Raw genomic sequence first — 13089 nt, 5'->3', positions numbered from 1 at the left:
TAGCCGTTCAGCTCACCTTATATAACCACTCTTCAGTGAGAAATTTACTCGACACCAGAGCTTTGGCTGCTTCCAGCTCCTGCGGCAAATAACTGCCGGCCTGAGTCTGATACAGCTCGGCAAAATGACTGATAAAGGCTTCAATAATGGCCAGACGCTCCAGCCCAGTCTGGCTGCGCATGGGATCCACCCGCTTGTTGGCGCTGGTAATGCCCTTGTCTGACAGTTTCTCACGACCGGTGCGCAGCACCTGCAGCATTTTGCTGGCGTCTATGTCGTAGGCCAGAGTGGCATGGTGCACCAGCACGCCATTGGCAAAGCGCTTTTGCGCTGCCCCGCCAATCTTGCCCTTGTCGGAAGCAATATCATTCAGCGGCACATAACGGGCGCTGATGCCCACCTTGTTCAGCGCGCCCAGCACCCAGGCATCCAGCTGTTGATAAGACTGCTCAATGTTAACCCCATCCACCAGTGACGTGGGCACGGTAAGCGAATAAGTAATGCAGTTGCCAGGCTCCATAAACATGGCCCCGCCCCCGGTAACACGGCGCACCACCTGCACCCCGTGCTCGGCGGCGGCGTCCATATCCACCTCGTTCTTTACCGACTGAAACGAGCCGATCACCACCACCGAATCGCTCCAGTCCCAAAAGCGCAGCGTAGGTTTGCGCAGGCCGGTGCCCACGGAATGAGCCAGCACTTCATCTAGTGCCACATGCTCCGCCGCCGGCAGGCTGACCGGGGCAATAACCTCAAACTCATGATCCAGCCAGCTGCTGGCTTTGCCCAGCGCCCGGCGCACCGCCGTGGCTACCGCCTCGGCAGAAAAGCCGAACATCATTACATCATCATTCAGTGCCGCCTTGATGGCGGCCGCAAGCGTCTGGTGGCTGGCAGTCACCGGCATGCCGGTAAGTGCCTGGTTAATGCAGTCCAGCGCCGACTCCGGCTCCAGAAAAAAATCACCGGAAATGCTCACGTGCGCAAGGCAATCCTGCTCAACCTCAACGTCGGCCACCACCAGTTTGCCGCCCGGCACCTTGAATTCTCCGTGCATGACACCACCCTTCAGATAAAAAATCAGTGTAACAAAACTCTGTGCATTAACGGTGCTTGTATTGCGTGGGGCAATAGCCCCGGCTCACATCCGGGCTGCGCAGTTTGAGATGCTTGGTGGCACGCCCCGACACCCGCGCACGCCACACCCTGAAACTGCCAGGCTTTAGCTGCCGGCGCATAAACCGAATCACCTCCGCCTCCTTAAGACCAAACTGCAACTCAATGGCCTCAAAGGGAGTGCGGTCTTCCCAGGCCATTTCAATGATTCTGGATTCGTCTTCTTGGGTTAATGCCATAACAACACTTAAAAAGGTGAAATACGTGATTGCTCAGACCCAGTGAACGGTCTTTGTATTTCGGGCCAATTGAAGGATCAATGATTTTCCTGCTCATCAAAACCCGCACCACCATTAAGAATAAACTCCCGCAATAAATTCGCGGCCTTGATATTGACCTTGAAGGGCGGCAGGCTGGTGCCTTCCATCGCTTCGAAATAGGCCTTGGCTTTTTGCTTGTCGATGGTGTTCTTTAAATCATCAAAGCGCCCGTATTCGTTCAGGGTTTCTTCGTTGATGCTGTGAGTCATCATGGCGGTCAGTTTTTCTTCACTTACCCCAAGGTAACTGGATATGGCCTGCACCTGGCGGTTGCTGGCGGCAGCCTGATATTCCGCCAGGTAGTCACGAAAGCTGCGTTCTGGGTCTATGTTCACATCGCCCCGGTGAATGTCGCGCAGAAAAATGCCGGCGAACTTTTGCTCTTCCTGCGACAGGGTGGCAAACGAACGCTGCAGCTCCGCCAGGGTGGCTTCACGGGCATGTTCGTCAACACCGCCCTGCAACTCCTTGAGGTATTTCTTAAAACGCGAGTTCATGTAGTCGGAGTCGATTTTGCCGGTATCAATTTCGGTAATATGGCTGTCGAGATCAAAGGCAATGGCTTCATTGCCGCCCGCACCGCCACCGCCGGCCAGCTCTTTATAACGCTGCAGCAGGGTTAAATACTGCTCCTGAGTCAACGCAAGCTCAACGCTTTGTTTTTCTTCATTGTGCATGGCTTGTTTCCGTCTCATGGTGATAAAGGGTTGTGTCCCAGTTAAAGCCCTGAATGCGGGCGGCTTCCAGCAGGTTGCTGAACCGCTGAAATTCCTTGGCAAAGGCGGCACGCTCGTCGTTATCATCGGGCAACTTGCTGAAATTCTGCACACCGGCACTGGCAAAAATGGCCGCTATTTCTGCAAAGCTGGCATTCATCCGCTCCACATTGCCCGCCAGCCGGTCGGCAAACAGGCCAGTGGGCTTATCGCCGGAATAAAGCTTGACCGCCGCCTCAATGTTGCGCCTCATGGTGTGCGGCTTGCGGTAATAACGAATGGTGCCAAAGGGCTTGTCGGCCCCAAACAGCCGGTTGGTGCGTGAAAATGCCTGAATAATGTTCTCGTATTTCAGCACCTTGTCCAGATACAGAGTATTGATCCATTTCGAGTCGAACCCGGTCAGCATCTGATCCACCACAATCAGCAGATCCAGCTGCTGCTCAGGCTGGCTCGCCACCCGCCGGTAGGGCTCTTTGTGGGCCAGCCGGTTGGCCAGATCCTTTTTAAAGCGGGCGTGGCCGGCCAGGTCAAAGTTGTGGCCAAAGCACTGGTTGTAATCCTCAAGAATTTCAACCAGCCCGGCGGTTTTAACGGCAACACTGGTGATCTTGTCGTCATCGTTACCAATGTTAGGGTCAAAAAGGGCCGTCACATTTATCTTCGGAAAGCTGCCCTTTGCAATCCCGGCCTTGATCAGCCGGTAATAATCAATGGCCTCGCCAATGCTGTGAGTGGCAAAAATGGCGTGAAACTTGCTGTTCTGGCTCAGGGTCAGCCAGTTGTCGGCAATGTCCTTCACCACGGCCTGGCAGTGTTCATCCCGGCTGTACTGACTGCCGGGCAGCTCATCTTCAATGCCCTTATGATATTTACCGGTATCGTCAAGATAACCGGCCATGGGCACGTCTTGTATGTAGCGGTTAAAAACGGCCTTTTTCTTCTCGTCACTCATGGCCTCTTGCACGCTGGTGGCCTTTGCTTTTTCCAGCGCCACCGCCTCGCGCACTTGCCGGTCGCGGTAGGTGGCCACCTGATAAGGGTCAAAACCCAGCACGTTTTTATCCCGAATGCCGTCGGCAATGCTGTAGCGGTGCAGCTCATCGCCAAACACGTCTGTGGTGGTGTTGTCTTTACGCATGTTTTCCTGATGAATGGGCGTGCCGCTGAACCCGAAAAACACCGCCCCTTTAAAACTCTCTTTAATATCAATAAGCATGTCGCCAAAGGTGGAGCGGTGGCATTCATCAACAATAAACACCAGCCGTTTGGCGCGAATGGTATCGAGATCGTGGCTGTTCAGGCCGCCGTCATCCTTCAGCCGGCTGAGCTTCTGAATGGAGGTGACGATAAGTGTGTCGGCCGGATCCCGGCTTTTTAACTTGCTCACCAGAACACCGGTGTGCTCGGTGGCCTGCACGCTGTTGCCGTCTCCGGCAAAATCCCGGTAGGCCTCCAGCGTTTGTGTGCCAAGCTCTACCCTGTCGAGCAAAAACACCACCTTGTCGGCGTCGTTGGAGTTGGCAATTAACTGGGCCGACTTGAAGCTGGTCATGGTTTTGCCCGAGCCGGTGGTATGCCAGATGTAGCCCCCCAGTCGGGCGGGATTTTTCCAGTCGGTTTTGGCCACCTTGTCGGAAATGGCATGGGCGGCGTAATACTGATAACTGCGCATCACCTTCAGCACCCCGTCCGACTCGTCCGCCACCGTGTAAAAACCAATCAGCTGGTGCGCCATGGGAATGGAAAGCAGGCTCGACGTAAACAGCTTCCAATGGTTGATGGGCTCATTGTTAAAGTTGGCCCAGTGAAAGGCATAGTCCTTGTTGAAGCTGCCGTCCGGGCCCGGATTGGCAAAATAGACCGCCTCGTTGGGCTCCATGGCCACAAAAATCTGCACCAGTGAAAACAGGCCGGTAAAAATCCCTTCCCGGGAATAATTCTGGATCTGGTTATAGGCCTGACCAACCGGCACACCGCTTTTTTTCAGCTCAATGTGGATCAGCGGCATGCCGTTGATCAGCAGCAACAGATCGCCCCGGCGATCGTTCAGCAGCTTTGACCCCCGCTTAAAGCGCGGCTGCTGCACAATCTGGTAGCGGCTCTGGCCGGCAGCAATTTCGTGGCGGTCGTAAATTTTTAAGCTGATCTCTTTGCCATAGTGCAGCACATCTTTCGGGTTATCCCGGGTAATGGACACAGTTTTGCCGTTGATAAAGCCGTTCAGCTTAAGCGGTGTGCGCAGCGCCAGGATCTGCTCCATAATCTGCTGCATTTCCGTGCTGGTAAGCGGCACTTCATTCAGCCTGTCTATGCCCCGGTTGTTTTCAAACAGTATGCTGGCCCAGTTGTCCAGCAGCTGCTGCTCGGTGGGCTGTGTGATGACGTTCGCTTCCCAGCCTCGCCGGGCCAGCTCGTGGATAACGGCGTGTTCAAATTGGGCTTCATTGGCAAAGGTGGTCATGACTGTCCTTATCTTTATACGAACATGCGTGCCAGGCAGGCGGCCTTGATCTGCTTCAGTTTTTCCAGCTGGGTGGTATGCTGGTCAATCAGCTGGTCAAGCTTTTGAAAGTAATTGCCGATTTTTTGTTGTTCGGATTTATCTTCAGGAACAAGGAACCTGTAATCAAGCAATTCTTCCTTTGTAAGACCTTTTATTGATGTCCCTTGCGTTTCGTTCATTTTACTTTTCAGCACAAGGTGAACTGCAGCAACTGCAAAGTGTTTATCAACGTTCAACTTACTTAAAGACAAAAAGTCCTGACTTGTAGCATAATCAAACTCAACAAGAGCCAGCTTTCCGACACCAACCCGAGTTACCACAGCAATTGAGTTCGCTGATACCAGCTTTGTAGCAGATTTTCTTATAGCTTCCTGATTAATCCACTTTCTTGGCGTAACACTATAAATATTCGCATCAGAGATATCAGAAGACTGAATCCAGGGGATATTTCCAGACCAAAAATTCGCCTCAGATGTTTTGGGTGTACCGCCACCTGACGTTACACCACAGATATCTGATATTTTTCTCTCTTCCCAGCTCCCTTCAAACCCTTTAAATCGGACTTCGGGAGTCAACGCACCATCTTTTGGAAACATCTTCTGCAGCATGGCTTGCTTAAGCGTGATCAGCTTGTCGTGCTTGTGCTGATACAATGTAAGATTCTGATCTAAAACCTTAAAGTAACTACCAACCTCCATTTGCTCTTCTATCTTTGGGAACAGCGTACAAACTTCATTAATAGATACCTTAGATAAACTTGGCACCCCAGTAGATTCATCCTTTCCTTTCCAGTCAATACATTGAAAAACTTTAAAGAGAAAATATAAATCATAATTTATTTTTGGAATCACATAAAAAAGCGTATCAACTGTCCAAAAGGGACTTCTTAATACATAAGGCTTATCGATTGTTCCTTTACGGCCAATTCCAATTGCATCTTGATCGTAAGAAAGTGCAGCATCTACACTAAGCATATAACCTCCAGTCCCGTACACGGGAATATTACCATTGGCTAAGTGCTTATAATCACGCCCTGAGCAAACTTGAACGACCGTCTCAATTTTTTGTTTATCCCAATCGTTATCAAATCCCTTAAACCGAATGGCGGGCACTTTTCTATTCAACTGTTTTTCCATTACTCGCCCCGCTCACCTGCATTACGCTGCAACAGAGTTTTCAGCTCGGTCAGGCCTTTCATATCAAACTCATCGCCGGTCAGCTCGTCCATCATGCCCGCCAGCTCCCGTTCGGTTTCCTGAATGGCCTTGGCATTGTCGGCAAAGGTAATGCGATATTTTTCCACCAGCGCCTGCAACTTGCCCGCCAGCAAGTCCAGCTGCTGGGCAGGTAAATTGCCCAGGTTCCGGCAAAGCGGTGTAATCCATTTAAGCTCCAGCAGTTGACTCACCTGCGCGTCGGTCAGTGCTTCAATGGTTTCTTTGGTGAGCAAGTGCAGTGACAGCTCTTCTTCCTTTACCTCTGCTTTCAGCGTTTTTTCTTCGGCAATCCAGCCGGCCAGCTCAATGATTTTGGCTTCAATGGATTCCTTATCAAAAGCGCCCGCCTTTTTCTGCTCTGCTTTCAGGGCTTTGGCTTCCTTGGTAACGGTGGCGTTCACAAATTTATCGCCGGCGTCATTCAGCAGCTCACCCAGCTCGGCCTTGTCGTCTTCGCTCAGGTTTTCCAGCGTCTCGGCAAAGCCGGCGCTGATCTCCGCCAGCCGACCACGCTTTTTATCCAGTGCGTCCAGCTGTTCCTTGAAGTAAGTGTTTTGCACCAGTTCAAAGGGCATGACCCTGCCCTTCCAGCCGTCCTGCACTTCTGTGTCTTTGCCCTGCTTCTTTTTAATGATCATATTCGGCTCTACCAGCCGGGCGGCTTGTGCACCTTCGGTCTGCAGAATCTCCAGATCAATGGCAACCTGCTGCCACTGCTCATCCAGCAGCTGATAGGCCTGATATTTGTCGATAAGCGCAATGGTCTCCAGGCGCTTAAAGATGTTCTCACCAAGAATGGGCTTTTGCCGGGCAATGTTTAATGTCTGTGCATTGTCGATCAGGGTTTTGCGTAAATACGCCGACAGGCTGGCAAAGGCGTCTGCAAACTGCTGCTGATAGCTTTTCACACTGCTGTGCTCAGCAATGGCCTCCTTCAGGTTTTCCACCCTGGGGGCAAAATAGGGCGTGTCGTCGTGGCTGAACAAGGTTTCCTTCAAGCCGGGAAACGCCTGCCAGTAAGCAGCCAGCGCATCCAACTCGCTTTGCGGAATGCCGCCAAACATGGAGGCGTATAAGTCCCAGCTCTCGGTGGGTTCGGAAGAGTCAACATATCGGGGAATATTCAGGTTATAGCCGTTATCCTGAACCTCCTGCTTGGCAACCCGCTTGCTGAAGCGCGGAACCTCTTCGCGGTTGATCACCACATCGCAGATCTTTTTAATGTCACAGGCCCGCAGCTTGTTGTTTTTGCCTTCCTTGGCAAAGCCTTTGGAGGCATCCACTATCAGCACATCGTTGTGGGAGCGCTTTTGCTTCAGCACCATAATAATGGTGGGAATACCGGTACCAAAAAAGATATTGCCAGGCAGGCCGATAATAGCGTCGATATGATCGTTTTCAATCAGGTTTCTGCGTATTTCGCCCTCTTCACCACCACGGAATAACACGCCATGGGGCAAAACAATGGCCATAATACCATCTGGCTTGAGGTGGTAGAGATCGTGCAGCAAAAAGGCATAATCCGCCTTGGATTTGGGGGCCAGACCAAAGCGGGCGTAACGGGGATCGTTATCTTTATGCTCCGGATCCCACTTTTGCGAATAAGGCGGGTTGGACACCACCGCATCCAGATACAGCGGGTTATAGGTGTTGGCCGGATCTTTGTCATCAAAGAAGGGCCAGTCTTCCTCAAGGGTATCGCCATTCCGGGTAACAATGTTATCAGGCTTGATGCCCCGCATCACCAGATTCATGCGGGTCAAGTTATAGGTATTTTCCTTCAGCTCCTGAGCGTAATACTTGATATTGTCTTTTTCGTCCATGTGCTTGGTAATCGACTCACCTATGTTCAGCAGCAAAGAACCGGATCCGGATGTAGGATCGTAAATATCTATCTGTTTCTTATCTTTCACATGGTCGGCAATAATTTCTGACATCAGCACAGACACTTCGTGAGGGGTGTAAAACTCCCCTGCTTTTTTGCCGGCGTTGGCGGCAAACATGCTGATCAGATATTCATAAATAAAACCGAGCACATCATAACTTTGGCGGCCACTCGTGGGAATAACCTTAATCAGCTGAATAAGCTCGCTGATAGCTTTGGTTTGCCGGGCAGCGGTATCACCCAGTTTGCTCAGGCCTGTTTCCAGGGTTTTAAAGATGCCATCAAACAGCTTTTTATGATCTTTATTAATATTCCGGCTGAACGCCGACAGCGAGTCTCGCACATCGGAAACATTAAAATCGCTGCCAAACGCAAGCCAGGTCGAGAACAGATGATCATAATCAATAAAGTAACCCAGCCCCTGCTTGAAGAACTCAACCGTTTCCTCGTCGGCCTCGCTCAGGGCCTTGATGTCTTCTTCACTGAAGTCGTTATCCCGGGCGAACTGCTCCAGCTTGTCGGACAGATACTTGTAGAAGATAAAGCCGAGAATATAGTCTTTGTATTCGTTCGCCTCGATTTTAGAGCGCATCTGGTTGGCAGATTCCCAGATTTTGGCCGCGAGTTGCTGTTTGTTCACTGAAGTACCTTTAGGTAATAACCATTTGAATGCGGTATTGCTTGCCGGCTAGCCCGGTGCAAAGCCGGCCAGCCGGTGAAGAGTGAGCCGAGGTTAAGCTGCACCCAGAGCTGTACAAAATATGACCTTCATGCTGCGCTGGCCAAGCTACCGCCCGGATCTTGCGGGCGACCGGACCACTCCACTCACTGCGATGGAAAGGGGTATTTTGCCTGCCGGACAGAGGATTTCAAACGGAAGTTTCGCAGAGCGACACTTTCAGGTGTTTTGCACAAAACACCACCATTTTGTTGGCTTAAGGATGTGAAACGGGCAATTTATGAACAGAAATCAAACAGCCTGTGCCCGCCAGGATGATGGCGTTAAGCACTGAACTGCAGCAAGGGCAGCGTCCGCTTTTGCTGATGGCACAGCTTGCTCTTGTTCACTTAGTCACAAGGGCAATAATCAGGGGCATGTGATTGAATCGCCTTAGTAAGCCTCTCTACAGCCTCCCAAAATGGTTCTTTCTTTAAAAAGTATTCCATAACCGCATTCGCATCGACGTCAGTAATACCTGATTTAAAGTCATCCCAAAAAAAATCATCCGCATTACTATTTGCAACAATCACTAAGAACCTTTCATGCAGAGGCAATTTATTGATGACACTGACAACGGTTGACTCCAGCTCATCCATTGTTGCTTGATATAGAAAATGATCTCCTCCGTGATAATTAATCACACCCAAGAAGTCCCAGGCATTATTCACATTTTCAATTTCTTCTGGAGCGTCAGCTACTTTCAACGCTTTTGCCACTTTTGAAAATATCTTATCAAACAGGCTTTCATCAGAAGATTTTGCCAATTCTGTGAGCATATCAATCAAGCACTCAATTTGCTCTTTGTTTTCGTCGTCACAGTACATGATGCTTAAAAATCACTTTTTTATAGTTAACAAGATATAAAATAAATGCATGATACATATCTGATTCATCATTCGCTAACTTGAGAAACTGTTGATTCCAATTGATGAACGGCATCTCTAAATGACTCTAAAACATTCACAAGGTAGCTATTTCCCTGTGAATGTACCAAAACAGAAAAAGTTCCGTCTGAATTTTCTAACATTGATACACGGTCAATATCTTTATGACGAATGTATGAGGTTTCTGATCTTTCTCGATCTGATAGCTCACGAACATTGATCCAGCCAGCAATTGATTGACACATTATTTTCTCCAATGCTTTTTAACGCTACATTATAAATTTATTTATTTGTTATCTATGCATTGCATCAACCAGCGAATCAAGCTTAACTTCAGCACACAACGCCGCCAACACGGGCGAGCGTAGCGAGTTCAGCCAGCTTGCTGGTGATTGTGATTGGCCTTGTTATGTTGTTTTTCTTTACATATTGGAACGCCATAGCTCTTGCCCACATTGCCGACAAATATGGCTATGATGGATTCCATAGCTTGTGTTTCCAACCTGCTTCATATAGATAGAATTGTTACCACAATTATGACAACCAATGAACTTCCCACCTTTAAACTGTTGAGGATGTTTTTTCCTATAATCAGAAAGCTCCATATCTTCAAGAAAGTGTTTTCCGGCTCCAATTAAATCAAAAAATGGGATTTTATCTTTATTGTATAAATACCAAAAAATAGACAAACCTAAACCAAAAGGTATAGAACCAAGAATCAAAAGACAATTTAGTAAAAGTACTGTGACATCAATAAAATGATCGCGATTTTTTATTTTCTTGAAAACATAAAGTGGAACTAGCAAGAAAAATAAATTAACCAACATAAATAAGCCTCTTTTACTCGCTAAGTATTAAATCATTCTGCACATAACGCCTTTCGCAGCGGCCGGTTGGTTGCCCGAAGCGTGACCAACCGGTCCGACTGCCGCTACTGGTTAGGCTTCTGGTCGTTTTCGATATACTCATTAACTAACTCCTCCATGACCGTTTGCTGAAATTCATCTGTAAACCCATACCGTTCCAAAGCGGGCTTGGACAATTCATCTATCGCATCCGCGCATTCTATGAACTGATCGCGCAACGATTGCAGTTCGGAGATCATGCTCATTCGGCCATCTGAGAGAGTAAACTGAATGGCACGAGCCGGAAAATACGAGTGAACAAGCCAGTTTCGGGCTCTTAGCGAACGGTCTAGGCTAGCCTCAATTTCTTTTGTGGGTTGACCTGCCTCTTTAAGGCGGCGGACCAACTTACCCATAGTTTGCTTCATTTCCTTCGCTTCGAATTCGTCAAACTCTCGCTCCCACTTTTCACGATCTTTGTATGATGTGATCGCTTTCGGGAAATGCTCAAAGAAGAGAAGGTGTTGAAAAATGGACTGTTCGAGACATGAAGCCCAATAAAGAGCTAGGCCATAATAGGCGTAAACCTCCCTTACTTCCTCATCTTCTTTATCCATGACGCCCTATCCATGATCCCAGTTGATGCCTAACGACGGTGGTAATGGGCGGAGCGAAGTAGCCGCCCCGTTGACCACTTTGTTAGCTTGTGCACGACACCAGCAGTGTTTAATCATCGACGCTCTCAAAACGGCGTCTCATAGCCTCTCGTTCGGCATCTCTATCCTCCGAAGAATAGGTGTTAATGTTAATTCTTTTAGAGGTCATTGTTGTTTGAGAACCTTCGAGAACTTTTCTGATTTTCTCAATCTCTTTATATATATTATGATTTGGGTCACCGCCGCCAACTTCTGAAATCCCTTTAAACTCTGAGAAATCAATCAAAGATTCAGACTTATATTCTCGGCCTTCTACGTCCTCATAACTTATTGCAACTGACACCTTTATATTAAATACTGCATCTCCCATTTTTTCAGCATACTCTATGAAGCTGAAAACAAAGCTTCGCCGTTCTTTCCCAGATCCTAAGGAAGCAATGCCATTGTGAAGCATATTTAGACTAAGGAGTTGGGCTATGAGTTGGCGCTCATTTTTTTCGTTTTCTCCGATAGCATCTGGCTTAATCTCAAACTTGATATTTTTGGCGGCACCTTTACCGTTATTTTCGATGTGTACGTTAATAAACTGGAATGATGCTGGAGCCGGAAGAAGATAAAATTCAACATTTGGGCGCAGCGCCTCACGCCTCAACTCTTCAATCTGCTCTATCTGGGCCGCTCTCAAACGCCTCGTTTCCATCGCAAGAATGAACGTCAGGACAGCAATGGCAACCGTTGCAAGCGCAGCGACCCAGGATGATATCGAGTCAGCGGTCAATTCAATCTGAGTTTGGAAGCTCAGCCCTAGAACAACCCCACCAATGAAAATCAAAGGTAAAAGCAGGACTCCAAGAAGCCCGGTGGGGAGCCAAAAGCCATTTGCCTTTTTCTTCATAGAGATACCTAAGTCACCGACAACGTGATTAAGCTAACGCCGCCAGCATGCGCGGCTGCGGAATGGAGGCGAAGCCGCAATGGAGTAGCCGTCGCCGTGACTGGCATTGTTAGCCATTTTTGTAGGCATCGCTTATTTCTTTTGGAACAAAGGTGTATTTAGACACCTCATCAATGATTTCAGGGTATAGAAAAAACGGCGAATTCTCAGCCATGACAGAGCTCTTCATATAAACCCTTTTACGCTTTGATGCTGAGTAGTACAGATTGCACCAAACTAGATCAGGCCTAGCCCTTGAATTTCTTTTCTCCAATGTTTTCTCTAGAAAGCCACCAGGGATAAGAGTATTAGTCTTGTTCGGCTTATCGATGTCTTTTACTTGTTCGTATTTATCTTGTGATATGGAAACAATCTGATCGCCAGAGTATTCATACAGCTCCGCATTACAGAAACGGCGTAGTTCCCATACTGCTCTATCCAATATCGCGAGCTCACAGTCCTTTATGAACCAAGACACCTCTAGGTATCGAAATCTTGCCCCAAACTCCTCAAGCCTTTTTATAAACTTCTTGGTTTGCTCTGACAGGGCAATATGTAGCTTCTCAGAGATAAGGTCTAAGCTTCTTTCTACCTCATGCTTTATATCGCGCTTTGGCTTTGGAACACGAATAAGAATCGCAATGCATTTTGCATATTTTTCAAGGGAATGAAGCGCAGACCAGTGAAACTGTGGGAACAGGTCAGCCCTGTAAGCCATACGAGCATGGATGTAGTCTCTGTCGGCGGTGTCTCGAAAAGCTCTGAGAGCAAAACTGTTCACCTTCTGCATCATGCTGTGCGACATACTGACCCTCTCAATCGGCTAACATTTTGATAGTGAGCACGCTCATTTTTCTGCATACACACCAATACAGTTTTTATTTATAATTCACTGATAAAAATAGTTTTTTCATAGATTTAGCCCACACAGCCATGAGCAAAAATGCGCATAATCGTTATCAACGGCTGCCTGCTCACTATTCACATTACCTTGCCATAAACCACTCATAACATGAGTATTTTTTCGCCTGTTTTGTTGTACACGCGCATGCCCGGCGTGATAGTGCGCACTGTGCCGGTTTGCCTGGCAATGTGCTGTTTAAATCAGCAGTTTTTTAATTTTTCCACGCTACCGCCCGGGTCTTGCGGGCGACCGGGCCGCTTTGTGCTGGCGAAGATAAAGGGGCTATTGTGCCTGCGGGGGTGAAGAATTCAAATGGAACTTTTGCAGAATAGCGGTTTTGCGTTGCTTTTTGAGCATTCAATGGCCTGTTGCACAGGCCCTGCCG

General features: G+C 48.5%; 12 protein-coding genes. All 12 read right to left on the bottom strand.

The window, feature by feature from the left end; genetic code table 11:
- Nucleotides 1–7: 7 nt before the first annotated feature.
- The 12 genes from N2M06_RS07545 to N2M06_RS07490 all read right to left on the bottom strand — a co-directional run bounded on the left by N2M06_RS07545 (nucleotide 8) and on the right by N2M06_RS07490 (nucleotide 12593).
- Nucleotides 8–1057: a biotin/lipoate A/B protein ligase family protein gene (locus tag N2M06_RS07545; RefSeq protein ID WP_346352110.1), complete on the bottom strand. Its 1050-nt coding sequence runs from the start codon at nucleotides 1055–1057 to the stop codon at nucleotides 8–10.
- A 46-nt stretch (nucleotides 1058–1103) separates the two neighbouring features.
- A complete protein-coding gene (locus N2M06_RS07540) occupies nucleotides 1104–1355 on the bottom strand; it encodes a TIGR03643 family protein (RefSeq protein WP_346352109.1) in 252 nt (83 codons plus the stop codon).
- A 77-nt stretch (nucleotides 1356–1432) separates the two neighbouring features.
- Complete coding sequence (locus N2M06_RS07535) at nucleotides 1433–2113, bottom strand: hypothetical protein (protein WP_346352108.1); 681 nt, start codon at nucleotides 2111–2113, stop codon at nucleotides 1433–1435.
- Nucleotides 2103–4616, bottom strand: coding sequence for an HsdR family type I site-specific deoxyribonuclease (locus N2M06_RS07530; protein ID WP_346352107.1), 2514 nt, complete (start codon nucleotides 4614–4616; stop codon nucleotides 2103–2105). Before N2M06_RS07530 ends, N2M06_RS07535 begins: the two co-directional genes overlap by 11 nt.
- Nucleotides 4617–4630: 14 nt before the next feature.
- Nucleotides 4631–5794, bottom strand: coding sequence for a restriction endonuclease subunit S (locus N2M06_RS07525; RefSeq protein WP_346352106.1), 1164 nt, complete (start codon nucleotides 5792–5794; stop codon nucleotides 4631–4633).
- Entirely contained in the window at nucleotides 5794–8400 is a 2607-nt protein-coding gene (locus N2M06_RS07520) for a type I restriction-modification system subunit M (protein ID WP_346352105.1), read from the bottom strand. The genes N2M06_RS07525 and N2M06_RS07520 overlap by 1 nt, the downstream gene beginning before the upstream one ends.
- 428 nt (nucleotides 8401–8828) lie before the next feature.
- Nucleotides 8829–9305, bottom strand: coding sequence for a hypothetical protein (locus N2M06_RS07515; protein WP_346352104.1), 477 nt, complete (start codon nucleotides 9303–9305; stop codon nucleotides 8829–8831).
- A 68-nt stretch (nucleotides 9306–9373) separates the two neighbouring features.
- Nucleotides 9374–9610 (bottom strand): hypothetical protein, encoded by a 237-nt coding sequence (locus N2M06_RS07510; protein ID WP_346352103.1) that lies wholly within the window; start codon nucleotides 9608–9610, stop codon nucleotides 9374–9376.
- A 177-nt stretch (nucleotides 9611–9787) separates the two neighbouring features.
- On the bottom strand, nucleotides 9788–10192 hold the full coding sequence (locus N2M06_RS07505; protein ID WP_346352102.1) for a hypothetical protein: 405 nt from the start codon (nucleotides 10190–10192) through the stop codon (nucleotides 9788–9790).
- Between the two features lie 104 nt (nucleotides 10193–10296).
- Nucleotides 10297–10827, bottom strand: coding sequence for a hypothetical protein (locus tag N2M06_RS07500; RefSeq protein ID WP_346352101.1), 531 nt, complete (start codon nucleotides 10825–10827; stop codon nucleotides 10297–10299).
- Nucleotides 10828–10936: 109 nt separating this feature from the next.
- Nucleotides 10937–11761: a hypothetical protein gene (locus tag N2M06_RS07495; RefSeq protein WP_346352100.1), complete on the bottom strand. Its 825-nt coding sequence runs from the start codon at nucleotides 11759–11761 to the stop codon at nucleotides 10937–10939.
- Nucleotides 11762–11870: 109 nt separating this feature from the next.
- Complete coding sequence (locus N2M06_RS07490; protein WP_346352099.1) at nucleotides 11871–12593, bottom strand: hypothetical protein; 723 nt, start codon at nucleotides 12591–12593, stop codon at nucleotides 11871–11873.
- Between the last annotated feature and the right edge of the window lie 496 nt (nucleotides 12594–13089).

It is taken from the genome of Oceanimonas sp. AH20CE76 (assembly GCF_039654065.1).
In the GTDB taxonomy this organism is placed as follows: Bacteria; Pseudomonadota; Gammaproteobacteria; order Enterobacterales; family Aeromonadaceae; genus Oceanimonas; species Oceanimonas smirnovii.
This window is presented reverse-complemented; position numbering and strand designations above follow the sequence as displayed.

Coding starts and splice junctions, on each gene's coding strand:
- N2M06_RS07545 (WP_346352110.1), bottom strand. CDS start 1,057: ATGCACGGAGAATTCAAGGTGCCGGGCGGCAAACTGGTGGTGGCCGAC.
- N2M06_RS07540 (WP_346352109.1), bottom strand. CDS start 1,355: ATGGCATTAACCCAAGAAGACGAATCCAGAATCATTGAAATGGCCTGG.
- N2M06_RS07535 (WP_346352108.1), bottom strand. CDS start 2,113: ATGCACAATGAAGAAAAACAAAGCGTTGAGCTTGCGTTGACTCAGGAG.
- N2M06_RS07530 (WP_346352107.1), bottom strand. CDS start 4,616: ATGACCACCTTTGCCAATGAAGCCCAATTTGAACACGCCGTTATCCAC.
- N2M06_RS07525 (WP_346352106.1), bottom strand. CDS start 5,794: ATGGAAAAACAGTTGAATAGAAAAGTGCCCGCCATTCGGTTTAAGGGA.
- N2M06_RS07515 (WP_346352104.1), bottom strand. CDS start 9,305: ATGTACTGTGACGACGAAAACAAAGAGCAAATTGAGTGCTTGATTGAT.
- N2M06_RS07510 (WP_346352103.1), bottom strand. CDS start 9,610: ATGTGTCAATCAATTGCTGGCTGGATCAATGTTCGTGAGCTATCAGAT.
- N2M06_RS07505 (WP_346352102.1), bottom strand. CDS start 10,192: ATGTTGGTTAATTTATTTTTCTTGCTAGTTCCACTTTATGTTTTCAAG.
- N2M06_RS07500 (WP_346352101.1), bottom strand. CDS start 10,827: ATGGATAAAGAAGATGAGGAAGTAAGGGAGGTTTACGCCTATTATGGC.
- N2M06_RS07495 (WP_346352100.1), bottom strand. CDS start 11,761: ATGAAGAAAAAGGCAAATGGCTTTTGGCTCCCCACCGGGCTTCTTGGA.
- N2M06_RS07490 (WP_346352099.1), bottom strand. CDS start 12,593: ATGATGCAGAAGGTGAACAGTTTTGCTCTCAGAGCTTTTCGAGACACC.